The 19,382-nt window shown below is 68.0% G+C and carries 18 protein-coding genes; 9 read left to right on the top strand and 9 right to left on the bottom strand.

What is annotated here, in order from left to right:
• The first annotated feature begins 156 nt into the window (after nt 1–156).
• Nucleotides 157–2,082, top strand: a complete 1,926-nt coding sequence (gene gyrB, locus LI336_RS03875; RefSeq protein ID WP_227131310.1) for a DNA topoisomerase (ATP-hydrolyzing) subunit B — start codon at nt 157–159, stop codon at nt 2,080–2,082.
• Complete coding sequence (gene gyrA, locus LI336_RS03870) at nt 2,079–4,562, top strand: DNA gyrase subunit A (protein ID WP_227131309.1); 2,484 nt, start codon at nt 2,079–2,081, stop codon at nt 4,560–4,562. Before gyrB ends, gyrA begins: the two co-directional genes overlap by 4 nt.
• Nucleotides 4,563–4,631: 69 nt before the next feature.
• On the opposite strand, the gene LI336_RS03865 is transcribed toward gyrA, so the two are convergent.
• Nucleotides 4,632–4,997, bottom strand: coding sequence for a DUF7979 domain-containing protein (locus tag LI336_RS03865; protein WP_227131308.1), 366 nt, complete (start codon nt 4,995–4,997; stop codon nt 4,632–4,634).
• A gap of 106 nt (nt 4,998–5,103) precedes the next feature.
• On the opposite strand from LI336_RS03865, the gene LI336_RS03860 reads away from it, so the two are divergent.
• On the top strand, nt 5,104–6,177 hold the full coding sequence (locus tag LI336_RS03860) for an FAD-binding oxidoreductase (RefSeq protein ID WP_227131307.1): 1,074 nt from the start codon (nt 5,104–5,106) through the stop codon (nt 6,175–6,177).
• A 13-nt stretch (nt 6,178–6,190) separates the two neighbouring features.
• Here the strand turns inward: LI336_RS03860 and LI336_RS03855 are convergent, their stop codons facing one another.
• Both LI336_RS03855 and rocF read right to left on the bottom strand, forming a co-directional pair.
• Nucleotides 6,191–7,000 carry a GIDE domain-containing protein gene (locus LI336_RS03855; protein WP_227131306.1) on the bottom strand — a complete coding sequence of 270 codons (810 nt, stop codon included), beginning with the start codon at nt 6,998–7,000 and terminating at the stop codon, nt 6,191–6,193.
• A 90-nt stretch (nt 7,001–7,090) separates the two neighbouring features.
• Nucleotides 7,091–8,020: an arginase gene (gene rocF, locus LI336_RS03850; RefSeq protein WP_227131305.1), complete on the bottom strand. Its 930-nt coding sequence runs from the start codon at nt 8,018–8,020 to the stop codon at nt 7,091–7,093.
• Between the two features lie 135 nt (nt 8,021–8,155).
• Between rocF and LI336_RS03845 the strand changes: the two genes are divergently transcribed.
• Nucleotides 8,156–8,572, top strand: coding sequence for a hypothetical protein (locus LI336_RS03845; RefSeq protein WP_227131304.1), 417 nt, complete (start codon nt 8,156–8,158; stop codon nt 8,570–8,572).
• Nucleotides 8,573–8,654: 82 nt separating this feature from the next.
• Entirely contained in the window at nt 8,655–9,026 is a 372-nt protein-coding gene (locus LI336_RS03840; RefSeq protein ID WP_227131303.1) for a hypothetical protein, read from the top strand.
• A 37-nt stretch (nt 9,027–9,063) separates the two neighbouring features.
• Here the strand turns inward: LI336_RS03840 and LI336_RS03835 are convergent, their stop codons facing one another.
• Nucleotides 9,064–9,999 (bottom strand): NAD-dependent epimerase/dehydratase family protein, encoded by a 936-nt coding sequence (locus LI336_RS03835; RefSeq protein WP_227131302.1) that lies wholly within the window; start codon nt 9,997–9,999, stop codon nt 9,064–9,066.
• A gap of 117 nt (nt 10,000–10,116) precedes the next feature.
• Here LI336_RS03835 and LI336_RS03830 point away from each other — a divergent pair, with 117 nt between their 5' ends.
• Together LI336_RS03830 and LI336_RS03825 are read left to right on the top strand one after the other, a co-directional pair.
• Complete coding sequence (locus LI336_RS03830) at nt 10,117–10,650, top strand: HTH domain-containing protein (protein ID WP_227131301.1); 534 nt, start codon at nt 10,117–10,119, stop codon at nt 10,648–10,650.
• A 114-nt stretch (nt 10,651–10,764) separates the two neighbouring features.
• Nucleotides 10,765–11,934 (top strand): NAD(P)/FAD-dependent oxidoreductase, encoded by a 1,170-nt coding sequence (locus LI336_RS03825; RefSeq protein WP_227131300.1) that lies wholly within the window; start codon nt 10,765–10,767, stop codon nt 11,932–11,934.
• Nucleotides 11,935–12,189: 255 nt separating this feature from the next.
• Here LI336_RS03825 and LI336_RS03820 read toward each other — a convergent pair whose 3' ends face one another.
• Together LI336_RS03820 and cdd are read right to left on the bottom strand one after the other, a co-directional pair.
• Entirely contained in the window at nt 12,190–13,011 is an 822-nt protein-coding gene (locus LI336_RS03820; RefSeq protein ID WP_227131299.1) for a nucleoside phosphorylase, read from the bottom strand.
• 102 nt (nt 13,012–13,113) lie between these two features.
• Entirely contained in the window at nt 13,114–13,512 is a 399-nt protein-coding gene (gene cdd, locus LI336_RS03815) for a cytidine deaminase (protein WP_227131298.1), read from the bottom strand.
• A gap of 139 nt (nt 13,513–13,651) precedes the next feature.
• On the opposite strand from cdd, the gene LI336_RS03810 reads away from it, so the two are divergent.
• Nucleotides 13,652–14,470: a hypothetical protein gene (locus LI336_RS03810; protein WP_227131297.1), complete on the top strand. Its 819-nt coding sequence runs from the start codon at nt 13,652–13,654 to the stop codon at nt 14,468–14,470.
• Nucleotides 14,467–15,276, top strand: a complete 810-nt coding sequence (locus LI336_RS03805) for a hypothetical protein (RefSeq protein ID WP_227131296.1) — start codon at nt 14,467–14,469, stop codon at nt 15,274–15,276. The genes LI336_RS03810 and LI336_RS03805 overlap by 4 nt, the downstream gene beginning before the upstream one ends.
• Nucleotides 15,277–15,442: 166 nt before the next feature.
• On the opposite strand, the gene LI336_RS03800 is transcribed toward LI336_RS03805, so the two are convergent.
• From LI336_RS03800 to LI336_RS03790, 3 genes are read right to left on the bottom strand one after another with little or no spacing between them, the layout of a single operon-like run.
• On the bottom strand, nt 15,443–16,504 hold the full coding sequence (locus LI336_RS03800) for an ABC transporter permease (protein WP_227131295.1): 1,062 nt from the start codon (nt 16,502–16,504) through the stop codon (nt 15,443–15,445).
• A complete protein-coding gene (locus tag LI336_RS03795; RefSeq protein ID WP_227131294.1) occupies nt 16,497–17,795 on the bottom strand; it encodes an ABC transporter permease in 1,299 nt (432 codons plus the stop codon). Before LI336_RS03795 ends, LI336_RS03800 begins: the two co-directional genes overlap by 8 nt.
• Nucleotides 17,792–19,348: an ABC transporter ATP-binding protein gene (locus LI336_RS03790; RefSeq protein WP_368408341.1), complete on the bottom strand. Its 1,557-nt coding sequence runs from the start codon at nt 19,346–19,348 to the stop codon at nt 17,792–17,794. The genes LI336_RS03795 and LI336_RS03790 overlap by 4 nt, the downstream gene beginning before the upstream one ends.
• Nucleotides 19,349–19,382 lie beyond the last annotated feature (34 nt).

The raw sequence follows: 19,382 nt of genomic DNA, 5'->3' as shown, positions 1-19,382 counted from the left end.
TCCAACCGGCGGACTCCTCGACGCCGAATCGCCAACGGCGAGCACCTTCAGCAATCGACCCCCTGCGCACGCTTTCCAGGGTCGTTCACGCGCGTGGGCGAGCGCGCACACGGTACCTTTATCAGTAGGTATCGTCTATGCCAGACCAGGTATTACATGTCCGAAGAAAGTGACTACAGCGCCGGACAGATCCAGGTCCTCGAGGGCCTGGAGGCCGTCCGCAAGCGTCCGGCGATGTACATCGGTTCTACAGATTCTCGGGGGCTACACCACCTGGTGTACGAGGTGGTGGACAACTCCATCGACGAGGCCCTGGCGGGCTACTGCGACTCCATCGACGTGAGCATCCACGAGGACGGGTCCGTGACCGTCAGCGACGACGGCCGTGGCATCCCCGTGGACACCCACGAAGAGTACGACCGGCCGGCGCTGGAGGTCATCATGACCGTCCTCCACGCGGGTGGGAAGTTCGACAACAAGTCCTACCAGGTCTCGGGTGGCCTGCACGGCGTCGGCGTGAGCGTCGTGAACGCGCTCGCCGAACGCCTCGAGGTCGAGGTCAAGCGCGAGGGCGCCGTCTGGACGCACGCGTTCGAGCGCGGTGAACCGCAGGGCGACATGGAGCGCGTCCGCGACATGCGCGAGGGCGAGGAGAACGGGACGAGCATCCAGTTCTGGCCGGACACCGACATCTTCGACGAGACCGAGTACAAGTTCTCCACGCTCGCGAACCGCCTCCGCGAGCTCGCGTTCCTGAACTCCGGCGTCGCCATCACCCTCGACGACGAGCGCGACGAGAAGTACCAGTCCTTCGAGTATGAGGGCGGTATCCGCGAGTTCGTCGAGTACCTCAACGAGACGAAGACGCCACTCCACGAGGACGTCATCTACTTCGACGACGAGGAACGTATCGACGACGGCGTCGTCCAGGTCGAGGTCGCGATGCAGGCGACCGACGAACTCCAGGGTTCCATCCACGCGTTCGCGAACAACATCAACACGCGCGAGGGCGGGACGCACCTGACGGGATTCAAGACGGCACTGACTCGGGTCGTGAACGACTACGCGACCGACCAGGGGATGCTGAAGGACCTCGACGAGAACCTCAAGGGCGACGACATCCGCGAGGGGCTCACGGCGGTCATCTCCATCAAGCACCCCGACCCGCAGTTCGAGGGGCAGACGAAGACGAAGCTCGGGAACGGCGAGGTCCGTGGCGTCGTCGAATCCGCGATGCACGAGAACCTCGACACGTACTTCGAGGAGCACCCCGACAGCGCGAAGCAGATCGTGCGGAAGGCCGTGGAGGCTGCGAAGGCGCGGAAGGCCGCGAAGAAGGCCGAGGAGCTCACGCGACGCAAGAGCGCGCTCGATTCGACGAGTCTCCCGGGGAAGCTCGCGGACTGCCAGACGAAGGACCCGAAGGAAGCGGAGCTGTTCATCGTGGAGGGCGACTCCGCGGGCGGGTCCGCGAAGCAGGGCCGGAACCCGGAGTTCCAGGCGATCCTCCCGCTCGGCGGGAAGATCCTGAACGTCGAGAAGCACCGGCTCGACCGCGTGCTCGAGAACGAGGAGATCCGGAACATGATCACGGCGCTGGGCACCGGCGTCGGCGACGAGTTCGACGCCGACGACGTCCGCTACGAGAAGATCATCTTCATGTGCGACGCCGACGTCGACGGCGCGCACATCCGCACGCTCCTCCTGACGTTGTTCTATCGCTACATGCGGCCGCTCGTCGAAGCCGGGTACGTGTACGCGGCGCAACCGCCGCTGTACCGCATCCGGTACAACGGGAACACGTACGACGTGATGACCGAGGCCGAGCGCGAGAAGGTGGTCGAGGAGAAGTGCAACGGGAACCCGACGCAGGTCCAGCGGTTCAAGGGCCTCGGCGAGATGAACCCCAAGCAGCTCTGGGAGACGACGATGAACCCCGAGAACCGCGTGCTCAAGCAGATCACGATCGAGGACGCCGCGGCGGCGGACAAGATGTTCTCGGTGCTGATGGGTGACGCGGTCGGGCCGCGAAAGCAGTTCATCAAGGATCACGCGACCGAGGCGGAGTGGGTGGACATATGAGTTCTGAACCAGCCGACGGCCCCGACATCGGTGCGGACCGCGTGAAGCACGTCCGCATCGAGGACGAGATGGAGCAGAGCTACATCGATTACGCGATGAGCGTCATCGCGGGGCGTGCGCTCCCGGACGTCCGGGACGGCCTGAAGCCCGTGCATCGCCGTATCCTGTACGCGATGCACGAGATGGGGGTCTCCAGTCGCTCCTCGCACCGGAAGAGTTCGAGCATCGTCGGGGAGACGATGGGGGACTACCACCCGCACGGCGACCAGGCGATCTACGACACGCTCGTCGGGATGGCTCAGGACTTCTCGATGCGGTACCCGCTGGTGGACGGCCAGGGGAACTTCGGGTCGATGGACGGCGACCCGGCGGCGGCGATGCGCTATACGGAGGCGCGGATGGCGCCGATCGCCGAGGAACTCCTCGAGGACATCGAGAAGGACACCGTGGACTTCTCGTCGAACTACGACGACCGCCTGACGGAGCCGAGCGTGCTGCCGTCGGCGTACCCGAACCTCCTCGTGAACGGGAGTACGGGTATCGCGGTCGGGATGTCGACGAAGATACCGCCGCACAACCTCGGGGAGGTCATCGACGCGACCATCGAGGTCATCGAGAACCCCGACGCCGACGTGTCGGACCTCATGGAGCACGTGAAGGGCCCGGACTTCCCGACCGGTGCGAACATCGTCGGGAAGAACGCGGTCCGGAAGGCGTACGCGACCGGTCGCGGTCGACTGCGCGTTCGCGCGGAGTACGAGGTCGAGGAGTGGCAGAACGGCCGGGAGCGCATCGTCGTCACCGAGTTGCCGTTCCAGGAGAACAAGGCGCGGATGGTCGAGCGCATCGCGAACGACGTCAACGACGGGAAGCTGGAGGGCATCACGGACCTCCGCGACGAGTCCGACCGGAACGGCGTCCGGGTCGTCATCGAACTGAAGCGTGGCGCGAACGCGGACGTCGTCGAGAACAAGCTCCTCGAGCATCACCTCGAGAAGACGTTCGGCGTCATCAACCTCGCGCTCGTCGACGGGCAACCGCAGGTCTTGACGCTCAAGGAGACCCTGGAGCACTACGTCGAGCACCGCAAGGAGGTCGTGACGCGACGCTCGCAGTTCGAGCTCGACGAGGCCGAGGACCGCGCGCACATCCTCGAAGGCCGCCTGAAGGCCCTGGAGAACGTCGACGACGTCGTCGACCGCATCCAGAACAGCGAGGACCGCGACAGCGCGAAGGCGAACCTCCGCGAGGCGTACGACTTCAGCGAAGCGCAGGCCGAGCACATCGTCCGGATGCAACTCGGGTCGCTCACGTCGATGGAGCGCGCCGAGATCGAGGACGAGTACGAGGGCGTGATGGAGACCATCGAGTACCTCGAATCCGTTCTCGGGAGCGAGGAGAAGCTCCTCGAGGTCATCAAGGACGAGCTCCGCGAGGTCAAGGACGAGTACGACGACGACCGGCAGACGAGCTTCGTCGAGGACACGGGCACGGTCACGCACGAGGACCTCATCCCGGAGGAGGAGGTCGTCGTGGTCGTCACGGAGGACGACTACGTCAAGCGGATGCCCGTCGACCAGTTCGACGCCCAGAACCGCGGCGGGAAGGGCATCATCGGCGCGGATGTCAAGGAGGGCGACCGCGTGTCGAAGGTCTTCCGGGCGAACACGCACGACTACGTGCTCGCGTTCACGAACCACGGCCAGGTCTATCGGTTGAAGACCTACGAGATCCCGGAGGTCTCCCGTACCGCGCGCGGGAAGTCGGCGGTGAACCTCCTGAAGCTCGACGACGGCGAGGAGATCACGGCGGTCGTGACGACGGACGAGTTCGAGGACGACGAGTGCGTGACGATGGTCACGCGGAACGGGTACTGCAAGCGCACGACGGGCGAGGACTTCTCGAACATCCTCTCGACGGGTATCATCGCCGCGGACCTCGACGAGGACGACGCGCTCGTCGACGTGGAGGTCACGGACGGCTCGAAGGACCTCGTCATCGCGACCGAGGGCGGGATGACGATCCGGTTCGACGAGCAGGAGGTGCGGACGATGGGCCGGAACGCCCGTGGCGTCCGCGGCATCGACCTCGCGGACGACGACCGGGTCGCTGGACTCGTCGCGACCGACCACGAGGACGACAAGAGCCTCCTCACCGTCACCGAGAACGGCTACGGGAAGCGCACGCGCCTCGCGAACTACCGCCAGCAGGGCCGGTACGGGAAGGGCCTCATCGACATCAAGACGAACGACCGGAACGGTCGCGTGACGAGCGTGAAGGCCGTCGACGACGACGACGACCTCGTCGTCATGAGCGACCAGGGCCAGATCATGGTCACGCACGCGAGCGACGTCAGTCTCGTCGGCCGGAACACGATGGGCGTCACCATCATGGACCTCGACGACGGCGACAACGTCGCGAGCGTCGACGTCCTCCCCGCCGCGACCGGCGCGGCCGACGCCGTCGACTCCGACGACTGACAACGTCGAGACGGCGTACCGCCCCGGCTGAACGACCGGTCTCTTTCTTCGAGGTGCGGACGAACGTCGTCAGAACCCGCCGCAGTCCGGCGTGTCGACGGGGCAGTATGCGGTGGACGCGTATCCCTGGTCGGTGACGGTCACGCAGAGTCCGTACCTGGTGTCGTCGTACTCGAGGTATGGCTCCTGGCTCTTCAGACGGTTCGCGAAGTCGTACACGGTGTCCGGAATCTCGGGACACGTGTGGTAGTACGGTTCGCGGATCGCGGTCTCGACGATGCGTTGTTCGGCGGGTGGGAGGTCCGCGTACGCGACGTCGGTCGGAGCAGGTGCCGAGGAAACCGGTTCAGCGTTCACGAGGGCGTCCTGGGGCATCCCACCGCAGCCGGCGAGCGGGACCGTGGCGGCGAGCGCGAGGACCTGTCGTCGCTGCATCGTCGCGCCGTTCGTCCACCCCCGATATCTGTCTTGGGGTGGCCGGCGGCGAGGGGACGCGGTCGCCCCCGTTTGGCTTATGCCCGCGACGCGAGTACGGCGCTGCATGGACGTTCCCGAGCATCTCGGGCATCACGAGGCGGCGGAGGCGCTGCCGCTCGTGACGGAGTCGGCGGTGGTGACCGAGGTGGAAGCGATGGACGAGAACCGGACGGAGGCGGTCGAGGACGCGCTGGCGGCGCTGTTCGAACGGAACGGCGTCGGCGACTGGTATAGGGGCGCGACGCGCGACGACGGGGAGGGCCTGCAGGGGAGCGACGTGGACTGGGATGCGGTCGAATCCCGGGCCGCCGACGCCGACTTCCCGGCGACGGACCTGGACGCACTCGGCGACCTCGTCGCGCGCCACGAGCGCCCGTACCCGTCGCTGTTGCGGGTTCGCGTCCGCCTCGAGGACGACGTCGACTTCGACTTCGCGCCCGGCCAGTACGCGACCGTGACGTTCGACGGCCATCCGCGCCCGTACTCCATCGCGAGCTCGCCGACCGCCGACGAACTCGAGTTCTGCATCCGGCGCGTCCCCGGCGGGACGCTCACGAGCGACGTCTTCCAGTACCTCGAGGAGGGCGACGAGGTCACCATCAGGGGGCCGAACGGCGAGATGGTGCTCGACGACCCGAGCGACCGCGACCTCGCGTTCCTCGCCACCGGCACTGGCGTCGCGCCGTTCAAGTCGATGCTGGACTACCTCTACGAGACGGGGCGGCACGTCGTCGACGGTCACGAGCGCGACGTCTGGCTGTTCCTCGGCGCCGCCTACGAGGACGACCTCGCGTACCGCGACGCGTTCCGCGCCCTCGACCGCGAGCACGAGCGCTTCCACTTCGTGCCGACGCTCACGCGCGAACGCCACCTCGGCGAGTGGGACGGGGAGACCGAGTACGTCCAGCGCGTCCTCCTGAAGTACGTCGCCGAAGACGCGGTGGACGCGACCGCGCTCCCCGAGGGCCTTCGAGCGTTCGCGACCGCGGACCCCGCGCTGGACGTCGACGCGCGCATCGACCCCGGGCACGTCGACGTGTACGCCTGCGGTATCAGTGCGATGGTCGAGCAACTCGTCGCCGCGACCCGCGCCATCGGCGTCCCCGACGACCGCACGCAGTTCGAAGGGTTCGGGTAGCGCCCCGGCGTCCTCACGCGAGAGCCTGCGAGAGGACGTAGACCGGAATCGCGCCGAAGAGCGCACCGAACAGCATCATCCCGACTCCGAGCTTGAGATGGCGCCACTCGGCCTCGTCCTCGCCGGTGTCCGCGACCACGAACGGGTCACCGACCAGACTGCTCAGGCGGCCGCCGCGGTTCGCGTCGACGACCGTCGGTGACTCGCCGTCGACCGCGGTCGTCGGCTCTGCGCGTCCCGCCGCGTACGCGCTCTCGCCGGGGTCGAGGCGGCGCTCGGTGAACCGGTGCTTGTCCCCACCGATGGAGATGCCCGCCACGTCGAACGTCGCGGTGTCGTGGTCGAGGTGGTCCTCGCCGTCGAGGAACGCCTGGATGCGCTCGGGCGGCCGCTCGTCGCTCTCGACGACGGTTCGATAGTTCCGCTCCACGGAGAGCCCCGACTCGGTCGGTTTCACGCCGACGGTCCCGGTCTCGTCCTGGATGTGGAACGGCACTGACCGCGTCCCACTGGCCTTCGTATCCCAGTTCGAGCCGTCGTCGTCGTAGCGGTAGCGCTCGACCTCGAACTCGTAGGCGACACACTCCTCGCCGGAGAACGGCGCTTCGAGCGTCTGCATCGCCGCCGCGGCCTCGCCCTCGACCTCGACGAGCCCCGAACCGACCGCGTGCGCGTCGGTCGGCGTCATCGACTTCAACTGCGCGTACGTCCGGAGGTTCGCGACGCCGTACGTGACCAATCCCAGAGCGACGAGCACGAAGACGCTCAAGAACAGCAGCGGCAGGAGGTCGATGCCGTCGAGCTGGAGGATACCCTCGAGCATACTACCGGCCTCATCCCGTCGCTCAAAATAGGTTCGGGTGGGTCGTGGTCGCAGGTACTCGACGGCGACGGCACACGCCCCGGGTCTTCGTCAGTCCCGCCCGAGGATGCGCTTCCCGAGCGCGCTCGCAGCGAGTTCGGTCGCGAGATGCGCGGTCTCGTTGTGCTCGTCGAGGATGGGGTTGACCTCGACCGCTTCCATCGACCGGAGCGAATCGTGCTCGCGGTCGTGCTCGGCGACGATCTCCATCGCGCGATGCGCCTCGCGGTAGGTGACGCCGCCGCGGACGGGCGTCCCGACGCCCGGCGCCTCGTTCGGGTCGAGCCAGTCCAGGTCGAGACTGACGTGGACGCCGTCGACGCCGTCGCTCGCTATCTGCATCGCGCGCTCGGTTATCTCGTCGATGCCGTGCTCGTCGATGTCGCTCATCGTGAACGCCGTCCCCGCCGAATCGCGGACGTCCGCGGCCTCCTGGTCGTCGACGCTCCGCAACCCGACCCAGACGACGTTCTCCGGGTTCAGGCGCGGGGCGGTCGCCCAGTCGACGCCCGCGAAGTCGCGGTGCCCGAGCGCCGCGGCGAGCGGCATCCCGTGGACGTTCCCGCTCGGGGACGTCGACGGCGCGTTCAGGTCCGCGTGCGCGTCGAACCACACCGTCCCGATGTCGGCGTCCGCCGCTGCACCCCGCAGCGACCCGATGGCGACGGAGTGGTCGCCGCCGACGACCAGCGGCGTCGCCCCCTCGGCGATGGTCGCCTCGACCTCCTCGGCGAGCTGGTGACTGACGGCCTCGATCTCCTCGACGAACTTCGCGTTCCCCTCCTCGGGCACGCGCTTGTCCGCGTCCTGGGTCTCCGCCGGCGGGGCGGTCACGTCCCCGAAGTCGGAACAGGCGACGCCAGCGTCCTCCAGTTGCTCCGCCAGCCCAGCGTACCGGACGGCGGACGGCCCCATGTCGACCCCACGTCGGTTCGCGCCGTAGTCTATCGGTGCGCCGATGATTCGGGCTTGTTCGGTCATACGCGGCGGTACTCACGGTCCCCGTATCAAACCCTTCGTTCCCACCAGCCGGCTCCGACTCGTGACGGTCGCGTTACGAAAACGCGCGTTTGACGTACCGGGCGTTTTTACTCACGTTCCTTGGTACGTGGCGGCATGACGACGACAGGTCGGTACGAGGGCTTGGCGTCCGCGCCGCTCCGGTTCGCGGTCTGGGTGCTCGCCGCCATCTACCTCGGACGCATCGGCTACGACAACACGCTCTACGACCTCAAACAGCTCACGGCGCGCCGCGTCGTCGTACGGACGCTCTCCATCGGTATCACGCTCGCGTTCGTCTACTGGAACGTGTTCGTCATCCCGGCGCAACTCCGGGGCGTCATCTGGGCGGTCGTCGCGCTCCTCACCGGCGCGGTCCTCGTCTGGAAGTACATCATCGAGACCGGCGTCGAGTACCACGACGCCCGCGACCCCCTCAAGCGCCGAGCGTTCAACGAGGACGACGTCGAGGCGCTCGACCTCGGCCACCGCGTCGCCGGGAAACGACTCGGCGACACCACCGACGACGACTGACGCGGCGCACGACGAATCGAGTGCCACGCGACTAGCCAGTACGGCACGTGTTTTTAGCCGGTGGGCACGAACTGTCCCGTAGATGCCGCACACGCACGAGTACAGCGGCTGGGAGTACGCACCGCTCCGACTCGCGGTGTGGATACTCGCCGTCGTCTACCTCGGTCGCGTCCACTACAACAACACGCTCTGGGACCTCAGGCAGGTTTCCGCTCTCGAGTACGCCGTCAAGACGCTCGCCATCGCGGTCGTGCTCGCGTTCGCGTACTGGAACGTCGCGCTCGCCGACCCGGACGTGATGGCGATGATCTGGGGCGTCGCGCTCTTCTTCGCCGCGAAAGTCCTGCTCGTCGCGGGCGTCATCCGCCTCGGCGGGGCGGTCGCGGACTACGAGGAACGGAAGGAGCGACGCCGGTTCGAAGCCGCGACCGCGTCCGACGCAGACGACGACTGACCGTCCGGCGACGCCCTCAGCATGACTCGGCCCGCGGTCAGTTCTCGAGGTACGGCTCGCAGACGCGCTCCATGCCCTCGCGGAACGACACCTGGGGTTCCCAGCCGGTCGCCTCCTGCATCTTCGAGTAGTCCGCCATCGTGTGCTGGACGAACACGCTCTCGTCGATCGGGTTCTCGACGTGCTCGGGTTCGACGTCCGTCCCGAGGACGTCGTTCAGGGCGTCGACGACCTCGTTCGCGGTGTACTGCTCGCCAGTCCCGAGGTTGTAGATGCCCGTGAGTTCGTGGTCGGCCGCCAGCTCGCAGCCACGGACGATGTCCGAGACGTGCGTGAGGTCCCGCGAGTGCGTGCCGTCACCGTAGATGACGGGCGACTCGCCGTTCGCGATGTCGTCAGCGAACTGCGCGACGATGTTCGCGAACTCGCCCTTGTGCGCTTCCGCACCACGATACCCCTGGTAGACCGAGAAGAACCGCATCCCCGCACAGGACATCCCGTGGTAGTTCGAGAAGTACTCCGCGTAGCGCTCGCGAGCGAGCTTCGACGCCTCGTAGCCCGTGTTCGCCTCCACGGGCATCGACTCCGGCGACGGCTCTCTGCGGTTCCCGTAGATCGACGACGTCGTCGCGTACACCACGGTATCACACCCCGCCTGCCGGCACTGCTCGACGGTGTTCGCGAACCCCTCGACGTTCACGCGCAGCCCCCGGACGAGGTTCTCGCGGGAGTCCTCGTGCATCTTCAGCGACGACAGCGCCGCGAGGTGGAAGCAGACGTCCACGTCCTCGACCGGCAGGTCGTCGTCGAGGACGCTCTGCTCGACGTACTCGACGTCGTCGTCGAGGTTCTCCGGCGTCCCGAGGTAGCCGTCGTCGAGCGCAACGACGTCGTTGTCCGCCGCGAGGTGATTCGCGAGGTTCGACCCGATGAACCCACCGCCGCCAGTCACGAGGACTCGCTTGTCTTGCATACCGCCAAGCGCACCGCGAACGGGCAAATGATTGTCGCTCCGCGCGCACCGGCGTTGGCCGCAAGCCGGCGTCGGGGTCCCCACGGTTTTAAGGCCGGACGTGACCTACCCGACGCTATGTCGTCGATCGAACTCACCCCGAGTCAGAAGAACATCTTGCAGGCGCTCATCAACCTGCACCGCGAGAAGGAAGACGCGATCAAGGGCGAGGACATCGCCACGCAGGTCGACCGGAACGCGGGCACCATCCGCAACCAGATGCAGTCCCTGAAAGCGCTCCAGCTCGTCGAGGGCGTCCCCGGCCCCAAAGGCGGGTACAAGCCGACGGCGGCCGCCTACGAGGCCCTGGAGATACAGCAGATGGACGAGCCAGCGACGGTCCCGCTCACGCACGAAGGCGAGTCCATCGAGGACGTCATCGTCGACGAGATCGACCTGTCGTCGGTCCACCACCCCGAGCTGTGTCGCGCCGAGATCCACATCCAGGGGTCGGTCCGGGACATCCACGAGGGCGACGCGGTGACGGTCGGGCCGACGCCGCTCTCGAAGCTCGTCATCGAGGGGACCGTCGACGGGAAGGACGACACGAACAACATCATCATCCTCCGCATCGACAACATGGTCGCGCCCGCGGAGGAAGCAGAGCACTGACCGAGCCGTCGCCCGGCCGCGACGACACGAACCGACCATAATCGGGGTGACAACGTCTCGCACGACGACTCGCGTTTCAACACCTTTGTACCGGAGGGTTACTGACCAGACGATATGGCTACGAACGTCACCGTGCTCGGCGCCGGCTACGCTGGCGCTGGCGCGGTCAAGGAACTCCAGAAACGCGCCGGCCCCGACGTCTCCATCACGTGGGTCGCGGACGTCGACTATCACCTCGTTCTGCACGAGTCCCACCGCATCATCCGGGAGCCGTCGGTCGCGGAGAAGATCAAGATTCCCGTGCGCGAGATCGCCGACCACAGCACGGAGTTCGTTCGCGGCGAGGTCGTCGGCCTCGACGAGGAGGCGCGCGAGGTCGAACTCGACGACGGTGACGTCATCGAGTACGACTACTGTCTCGTCGCCCTCGGCAGCCAGACGGCGTTCTTCGGTATCGAAGGACTCGAAGAGCACTCGCTGACGCTGAAGTCCGCGGACGACGCGCTCGCCATCCACGACGCCGTCAGCGACGCCGCTGCGGACGCGACGCGGAGCGACCCGGCGGACGTCATCGTCGGCGGCGCCGGCCTCTCGGGCATCCAGACCGCGGCGGAGATCGCGAAGTTCCGCGACGAGAAGCGCGCCCCCATCGACATCCACCTCGTCGAGGGCCTGGACTCCATCTTCCCCGGGAACGACCCCGAAGTCCAGGGCGCGCTCCGGAAGCGCCTGGAGGCACTCGACATCAACATCCTCACCGGCGAGTTCATCGGCGAGGTCGACGAGGAGACCGTCTACATCGGCGAAGACGCCGAGATGGAGTACGACGTCCTCCTCTGGACTGGCGGCATCACGGGCCGGGACGCGCTCGACGAGACCGAGGTCGACAAGGAACACAACCGGTTCCAGACCGGCCAGGACTTCCAGACGACCGACGAGCGCGTGTTCGCCGTCGGCGACTCCGCGCTCATCGAGCAGCCCGGCGAGGACCCGGCGCCGCCGACCGCGCAGGCCGCGTGGGGTGCCGCGGACGTCGCCGCCGAGAACGTCGTTCGCGCCATCGAAGGCCGCCGCCTGACGTCGTGGGTGCACGAGGACAAGGGGACCGTCATCAGCGTCGGCGACAAGGCCGTCGCGCACGACGTCAAGGCGTTCGGCGTGAGCGCGCCCGTCACGACCTTCGGCGGGTTCCCCGCGAAGAACCTGAAGAAGGCGATCGCCGCACGCTGGATCGCGGACGTCGCCGGGTACGGCCGCGCCGCCTCCGCCTGGAGCATCCTCTGACGCTCGCCGCCGACACGCTCACTTCTCTCTCTCTCGCTCTCCGACCGAACGTTCAAATGGAGAGCCGCGGCCACGCTCGACATGCACTGACAGTTCGCGACGCGAGGGCCGAGGCCGGAGTGCGACGACCCCTCGCGGCGACACACACGACGAACGCCGGTCGACGACCGCGACACCGTCGACCGCGAGCTCGTCGACTGCGGTATCGTCGACCGCCGTCGCCTGTTCGCTACGACATCCGCGCTCGAACGGCCGTCAGTCGAGCGTGAGGCCGGGATGCCAGTGGTCGACGCCAGCGTCGGCCTTCGCCTCGTCCATCTTCCGGAGGAGCTTCACCGCGAGACTCGCGGTCTCCGCGGCACGCGACTCGCCTTCCGTCCGGAACTCGCCCGTGATGCGGTTCGCGTACACCGAGCAGACCGCGCCCGCTCGGAGCCCGTAGACGTTCGCGAGCGTGAGGATGGCGGCGGCCTCCATCTCGATGTTCTTCACGTTCGCGTCCTGGAGTTCCTCGACGAGCGACTCCGAGCCCGCCGCCTCGAACCCCTCGAACCCAGGGCGACCCTGACCCGCGTAGAAGCTGTCCGCACTCATCGTGAGTCCCGTGTGATAGTCGTAGTCGAGGCGTTCGGCGGCGGCGACGAGCGCCGCGACGACCTCGTGGTCCGCGACCGCCGGGTAGTCCTCGCGGACGTACTCCGCGCTCGTCCCCTCCTGCCGGACCGCGCCCGTCGTGATGACGAGGTCGCCGACGTCCATCTCCGGCTGGATGGCGCCACACGACCCGACGCGGATGTACGTGTCCACGCCGACGCGAGCGAGCTCCTCGACCGCGATAGCGGCGCTCGGCGACCCGATACCAGTCGACGTCACCGAGACCTCCGCACCCTCGTAGTGCCCGGTCGCGGTCCGGTACTCGCGGTGGTACGCCTTCTCCTCGTGGTCGTCCCAGAGCGCCGTGATCTTGTCGACCCGCTCGGGGTTCCCCGGGAGGAGCACCGCGTCGCTCACGTCCGCCGGGCCGACCTCGACGTGGTACTGTACGTCCGCGTTCGGGTCCTCGCTGTCGCCAGTCATACCCTGCTCGTAGCGCGAGCCAGCGTAAAAGACTACTGCGTCAAATCGGTCGGGAGGTCGCCGTCCCCGGCCGCTTTCCAGGCAGGCACCGGTCGTCTGCGACTACTTTCCGAGGGTCTCCGGCCCGATGGTCTCCGGGAGCAGGTCGCCGAGGCGGTGCTCGCGGACTCCGTCCTCGCCGGCGTCACAGAGCACGCGGAAGTCCTCGTCGCAGAACTCCGCGAGCGTCTGCCGGCACATCCCACACGGCGTCACCGCGTCGCGCTTCCCCGAGGACACCGCGACCACCTCGAAGTCGCGGTGGCCGTCCTTGAGCGCCTCCGCGACGGCGACCTCCTCGGCGTGCAGGCTGTTCGAGTAGTTCGCGTTCTCCAGGTTACAGCCGACGTACACCTCGCCGTCGGCGGTCTCGATGGCCGCGCCGACGCGGTAGTTCGAGTACGGCACGTACGCCTCGGACTGCACGTCTCTGGCGGCTTCGACGAGTTCCTCGTCGTCCATGTCCACCACGATACCGTCCACGGGCAAGTAACCCACCGGTGTCGCACGAACTTGCGGCTGTACCGTGACGCTCGCGGGGTTTTTCTCGTCGCGAAAACACCGCGTGGTATTTACGGCATCCAAGGTGGGACTGTGTCGTATGCGCGAGAACTGGTATCGGCGTGCGTTCTTCGCCGGACTGGGCGGCTGGATCGGTGGCCTGCTCGCGATCGCCATGGGGATCGGAGCGGTGGCATACGACCTCGGTCCGTGGTGGGGTGGCGTCGCCATCGGCGTCCTCTCGGGCTCCGTCGGCGGGTACGTGGGCGCCGCGGTGACCTACGACTGGTCGATGCACGAGCGCTTGCACGGGTCCGTCGGGCTCGCGGCGTTCGTCGTCGTCCCGGTCGTCGGCCTGGTCGGCGTGCTCGTTGGTGTCGTCACGGTCGCGTCGCCGAGCGAGGCTATCGTGGCGTCGTCGCTCGTGGGAGCCACCACGGCCGTCCTCGGTGGGGTCGTCGTACTCGTCGCGAACCTCCAGCTCTGGAAGGCGAGCGTGCAGGCCGCTGCAGCGCCGTACGCGAAGTGGTCGGCGCGACGACCGCCGACGCAGCGTCGCCGTACGAAGTACGCGGTGGGTGGTCTCGCCGTGCTCGCGGTCGGCGCCGGTGCCGTCGTTTTCGTCGTCGGCGCGGAACTCGACGCGACGTGGGTGACGATAGTCGCGCCGTGGCCCGCGCTGCTCGCGAGCGTCGACACCGAGCGGACCGTCGAGGTCCGGGACGCAGGCGTGCTCGTGGACTCGTCGCTCGTCGCGTGGGACGACTACGAGTGCTTCGAACTCACCGACGAAGCGCTCGTCCTGCATCGAGCGAGTCGATACGTCGACCGCGCGCATCGCTTCGACCGCGACGACGTCGACGACCTCGACGAGACCGTGCGAGCGCTCGAACGCTTCCTTGCCCGACGCGAGTCATGACGGGGGTCGACGAGTCGCGGCGCGAGCGCGTCGTCGGCGCGTTCCTCGTCGCGTTCGCGGGCTGTGTGACCGCACCGCTGCCCGTGGTGCTCGGTGGCGCCGGCGAGAGAGGCGTCCTCGCTGGGAGCGTCGGGGTCGCCGTCGGCGTGGGTCTCGTGGTCGCCGCGGGCGTCCGCCAGAGCGACGCGCTCCTCGGCGCGCTCGCGGCACCTCGATGGCTCCTCCTTCCGGGCGGCGCGGTCGTCGCGTGGACGGTCGGCGCGTTCCTGCAGGGGCCGCCGCTTCGAGCGACGGTACTGGCTCCCTACGGGGTCGCGTTCGCGGGGTGCGTGCTCGGCGTGGCCGCGTGGGTGCTCGCCCGCGACGTCCACGACCGGCGGCGTCGCGAGACCGCCACGACCGCGGTATCGTTCGAGGCACCCATCGCGCCGCGCTCGCGTCGAGCGATGCGTCTCGGCGGCGCCGTCACCGTCGTCGGCGGCGTCGTCGCCGCCGTCGGCCTGGGCGTCGGCGACGACCCGATGCTCGCGTTCGCGTACCTCCCGCTCGCGGCGGCCGGCGTCGTGTTCCTCGCGTTCTCGCGGACCGAACGCGAGGTCCGCGTCGCCGACGAGGCGCTGTTCGTGAACCGGAGCAAGCGGTCGTGGCGCGAGTTCGAGTCGGTCCGCGTCGAGGACGACGTCCTCGTCGTCGACGGACGCGGTCGATGGCGGGGCGCGCTCCGGTTCGACGCGACCGCCATCGAAGATCTCGATGGCGTCGTCGTCGCCATCCGCGAACGCGTCGACGAACTCGCTATCGAGTGACCGAGAGCGAGCTGTCGGTCGTCGCCGGAATCGACAGAAGAGAAGCGAGCGGTCAGTGGTCGCCGGAATCGACAGAAGAGAAGCGAGCGGTCAGTGGTCGCCGGAATCGACAGAAGAGAAGCGAGCGGTCAGTGGTCGCCGGAATCGACAGAAGAGAAGCGACTGGTCAGTCGTCGCCGGATTCGTAGTGGTCGCCTGCGGCGTCGGGGATGCGGGTCTTCCCGACGAGTGCGAGGACGACGATGACGGCGACGAACGGCACCATCTGGACGAGCGACGGTGCGATGTTCAGTTCGCTTATCTGCTGGACGCGGAACTGGAGTGCGTTCAGGCCCGCGAACAGGAACGACGAGGCGAACGCGCCGATGGGGTTGTAGTTCCCCATGAGGTAGGCGGTGATACCGATCCAGCCGCGGCCGGCGACCATCGTCTGGCCGCTCCCGATGAACTGGCCGACCTGACCGAGTGCGAGGCCGGCGCCGCCGATGCCGGAGAAGACGCCGGAGAGGAGGACGCTCGCGTACCTGACGCGTCGAACGTTCACGCCGGCGGTGTCGAGCGCCTTCGGGTTCTCGCCGCTCGCGCGCACCCACCGGCCGAACGCGGTCCGGTTGAGGACGTACCACGAGACGGGGACGGCGAGTAGCATCAGGTACACGGTCGGGTTCGAGTCGAACACCGCCGGCCCGAGGACGGGGATGTCGACGAGGCCGGGGGCGACCCAGTTGTTCAGGGTCGGGACCGCCGGGGAGTTCACCGAGTCCCAGATGATCTGGCTCGCGAACGGCGCGAACCCGAGTGCGACCAGCCAGACCGCGAGGCCGGCGATGATCTGGTCGGCCTCGTAGCGGATGGTGACGACCGCGAACAGGGCCGCGAGCAGGGTGCTCGCGAGCACGGCCGCGCCGAACCCGGCCCACGCGGCCGTGGTCGGCGCGACCGACCCCTGGAGCGCCCACGCGACGGCGATGCTCGTGAACGCCGACGCGATGAGCAGTCCCTCGAGACCGATGTTGATGACGCCGGACTTCTCCGCGAAGATACCGCCGAGTGCGGCGAACGCGATGGGGACCGACAGCCGGAGTGCTGCCGAGAGCAGGCTCGTGTCGAGCTGGTCGACGAGCGCGACCACCCAGTCGACGGGGAACACGAACGCGAACACGAACAGCGCGAGCACGGCGACCGCTGCGCCGGCGGCGCCCGCGACGTACACGTTCCGGTCACGCATCGTCGTCACCTCCGTCGGTCGCGACCGCACGGTCGGCGTCCGGCCCGTACGGCGTGTACCGTGCGAGTAACCGGAAGAACTCCGGCATCGCGACGAAGAGGATGACGAGCCCGCGGAGCACGCCCACGAGCTGTTTCGGGACGCCGAGACTGAAGTCGATGGAGAGACTCCCGGCCTTCATCACGCCGAACAACAGCGCGGCGGGGATGACCCCGAGCGGGTTGTTCCCGGCGAGGATGGAGACCGTGATGCCGTCGAACCCGAGCGCGGGCACGCCGGTCCGGTAGCGCGCCATCACCATCATGACGTAGACGGCGCCGCCGACGCCGGCGAGCGCGCCCGAGAGCGTCATGCTGGAGACGACGAGGCGCTTCGGGTCGACGCCGGCGTAGTCCGCGGCCGCAGCCTGCAGGCCGCTCGTCCGGACGTCGTACCCGAACGCGGTGTTCGCGAGGACGTAGAACGTCCCCGCGACGAGGCCGACCCCGAGCAGGAGGGCGAGTACCGAGAACTGCGCGCCCTCGAAGAACGGCACGATGGGCTTCAGGCGTGCAGCTTCCGGGATGGCGACCGTCTGCACGCTCCCGCTCTCCGGGTCCTGGTAGTACGTCGAGATGAGGAAGAACGCGAGGTTCGTCGCGACGAAGTTCAGCATGATGGTCGTGATGACCTCGTTCGCCTCCGCGTACGCCTTGAGTGCGCCGGGGATGGCGGCGTACAGGCCGCCGAAGACGGCGCCAACGAGCAGCGCGAACGGCACGAGGACGAGCGTCCCGAGGACGCCACCGGGCGCGAGCGGCGCGACGAAGATGAGCGCGAGCGCCGTCGCGAGCCCGCCGAGGACGAGCTGTCCCTGCGACCCGATGTTGAACAGGCCGGCGCGGAACGCCACCGCGACCGAGAGGCCAGTGAACAGCAGGAGCACCGTCTCCTTCATCACGAGCGCGACGTTGAACCCGCCGATGAACGGGTCGACGAACAGGAAGTAGTAGACGAGGAACGGGTTGTAGCACGACCCGAGGAAGCCGGCGCTCGTACAGTCGACGACGAGCCCCGACAGGTAGACGAGGACGCTCCCGACGAGGACGCTCGCGAGGAACGCGGCGACGCTGATGAACACGCGCTCCTTCGCGCTCGCCGTGACGATCTTCGACGCCGCGGACTCCGACCACGACGGGATGTCGCCGTCGTCGACCTCGGTCGTCGCCGCGTCGGCCGCAGCCTCGCTGCCTGCGGCCGACTGGTCGTCGGCACCGTCCTTGCCACCTGCGTCAGACTGGTCGTCCGTCATGCGTCGTCACCTCGCGCAGGCGCCGCGTCGACCGTGCCGACGCTTTCGCCACCCATGAGAAGCCCGAGTTCCTCCTCGGTCGTCGTCGCCGGGTCGACGACGTCCACGAACTCGCCGTCGTGCACGACCGCGAGCCGGTCAGAGAGCGACTGCACCTCGTCGAGCTTCGAGGACACCAAGAGAACCGCCTTCCCGCGCGCTCGCAGGTCGAGCAGTTGCTCGTGGATGAACTCCACGCTCCCGATGTCGACGCCGCGCGTCGGATGCGAGGCGACGACGACCTCGGGGTCCTGACTGAACTCGCGGCCGACGATGAACTTCTGCTGGTTCCCACCGGAGAGGCTCTTCGCGCTCGCGCTCGGGTCCGGTGGCCGGACGTCGTACTCCTCGATGACGTCCGTCACGTGCTCGTACGTGCCCTCCCAGTCGATGCGACCGTTCGGCGCGAACGCCGGGTCGTGTTGCTTCCCCAGCAAGCCGTTCTCCACGAGGTCGTAGTCCATCACGAGCCCGCGTTCCTGGCGGTCCTCCGGGACGTACGCCATCCCGCGAGCGATGCGACTCCGCCGAGAGGCGCGCGTGATGTCCTCGCCGTCGAACGCCACCGACCCTGCGGCTGGGGTCCTGAGTCCGGTGACCGCTTCGACGAGCTCCGACTGTCCGTTCCCGTCCACGCCCGCGATACCGAACACCTCGCCCTCGCGGACGTCGAAACTCACGCCGTCGACCGCGACGACGCCGCGCTCGTCTCGCACCGTCAACTCCGACACCGACAGCGCGGACGACCCCGTCGACACCGACGGCTTGTCGACGTCGAGCAGGACCTCGCGCCCGACCATCAGCTCCGCGAGCTCCTCGCGGTTCGTGGCGTTCGCGTCCACCGTCCCGACGTTCACACCGTCCCGGAGGACGGTGATGTCGTCGGCCGCGTTCATCGCCTCGTCGAGCTTGTGCGAGATGAAGATGATCGTCTTCCCCTGCGACGTCAACTCCTCGAACACCGCGAACAGCTCCTCGACCTCCTGGGGCGTGAGGACCGCCGTCGGTTCGTCGAGGATGAGGACGTCCGCGCCACGGTACAGCGCTTTCAGTATCTCCACGCGCTGCTGTTCGCCGACGCTGATGTCCTCGATCGCTGCGTCCGGGTCCACGTCGAACCCGTACTTCTCCGCCAGGTCGACGACCGCCTTCCGGGAGGCCAGGCGGTCGACCGCGAGCCCACCCCACTTCCGGGGTTCGTTCCCGAGGACGACGTTCTCCGTCACCGTCATCGGGTCGACGAGCATGAAGTGCTGGTGTATCATGCCGACGCCCGCGTCGATCGCGTCCCGCGGCGAATCGAAGTCCATCGCCTCGCCGTCCAGCCGCACGACGCCCTCGGTCGGCTCGTAGAGCCCGTAGAGGACGTTCATCAGCGTGGTCTTCCCGGCGCCGTTCTCGCCGAGGAGCGCGTGCACCGAGCCCTCCTCGACGCGGAGGTCGACGTCGTCGTTCGCGACCACGCCCGGGAAGCGTTTCGTGATACTGTCGAGGTGAACCGCGAGCGAACTCACGGCCACGCACCTCCCGGGACCGCCCGCCCGTCAC

This window comes from Halorubellus salinus (assembly GCF_020567525.1).
Classification (GTDB): domain Archaea; phylum Halobacteriota; class Halobacteria; order Halobacteriales; family Natrialbaceae; genus Halorubellus; species Halorubellus salinus.
Note: the sequence above shows the minus strand (reverse complement) of the source record. Positions and strands in the feature narration are given on the sequence as shown.

Coding starts and splice junctions, on each gene's coding strand:
- gyrA (WP_227131309.1), top strand. CDS start 2,079: ATGAGTTCTGAACCAGCCGACGGCCCCGACATCGGTGCGGACCGCGTG.
- LI336_RS03865 (WP_227131308.1), bottom strand. CDS start 4,997: ATGCAGCGACGACAGGTCCTCGCGCTCGCCGCCACGGTCCCGCTCGCC.
- cdd (WP_227131298.1), bottom strand. CDS start 13,512: ATGGACGACGAGGAACTCGTCGAAGCCGCCAGAGACGTGCAGTCCGAG.
- LI336_RS03835 (WP_227131302.1), bottom strand. CDS start 9,999: ATGCAAGACAAGCGAGTCCTCGTGACTGGCGGCGGTGGGTTCATCGGG.
- LI336_RS03860 (WP_227131307.1), top strand. CDS start 5,104: ATGGACGTTCCCGAGCATCTCGGGCATCACGAGGCGGCGGAGGCGCTG.
- rocF (WP_227131305.1), bottom strand. CDS start 8,020: ATGACCGAACAAGCCCGAATCATCGGCGCACCGATAGACTACGGCGCG.
- LI336_RS03795 (WP_227131294.1), bottom strand. CDS start 17,795: ATGACGGACGACCAGTCTGACGCAGGTGGCAAGGACGGTGCCGACGAC.
- LI336_RS03810 (WP_227131297.1), top strand. CDS start 13,652: ATGCGCGAGAACTGGTATCGGCGTGCGTTCTTCGCCGGACTGGGCGGC.
- gyrB (WP_227131310.1), top strand. CDS start 157: ATGTCCGAAGAAAGTGACTACAGCGCCGGACAGATCCAGGTCCTCGAG.
- LI336_RS03830 (WP_227131301.1), top strand. CDS start 10,117: ATGTCGTCGATCGAACTCACCCCGAGTCAGAAGAACATCTTGCAGGCG.
- LI336_RS03820 (WP_227131299.1), bottom strand. CDS start 13,011: ATGACTGGCGACAGCGAGGACCCGAACGCGGACGTACAGTACCACGTC.
- LI336_RS03805 (WP_227131296.1), top strand. CDS start 14,467: ATGACGGGGGTCGACGAGTCGCGGCGCGAGCGCGTCGTCGGCGCGTTC.
- LI336_RS03840 (WP_227131303.1), top strand. CDS start 8,655: ATGCCGCACACGCACGAGTACAGCGGCTGGGAGTACGCACCGCTCCGA.
- LI336_RS03855 (WP_227131306.1), bottom strand. CDS start 7,000: ATGCTCGAGGGTATCCTCCAGCTCGACGGCATCGACCTCCTGCCGCTG.
- LI336_RS03800 (WP_227131295.1), bottom strand. CDS start 16,504: ATGCGTGACCGGAACGTGTACGTCGCGGGCGCCGCCGGCGCAGCGGTC.
- LI336_RS03825 (WP_227131300.1), top strand. CDS start 10,765: ATGGCTACGAACGTCACCGTGCTCGGCGCCGGCTACGCTGGCGCTGGC.
- LI336_RS03845 (WP_227131304.1), top strand. CDS start 8,156: ATGACGACGACAGGTCGGTACGAGGGCTTGGCGTCCGCGCCGCTCCGG.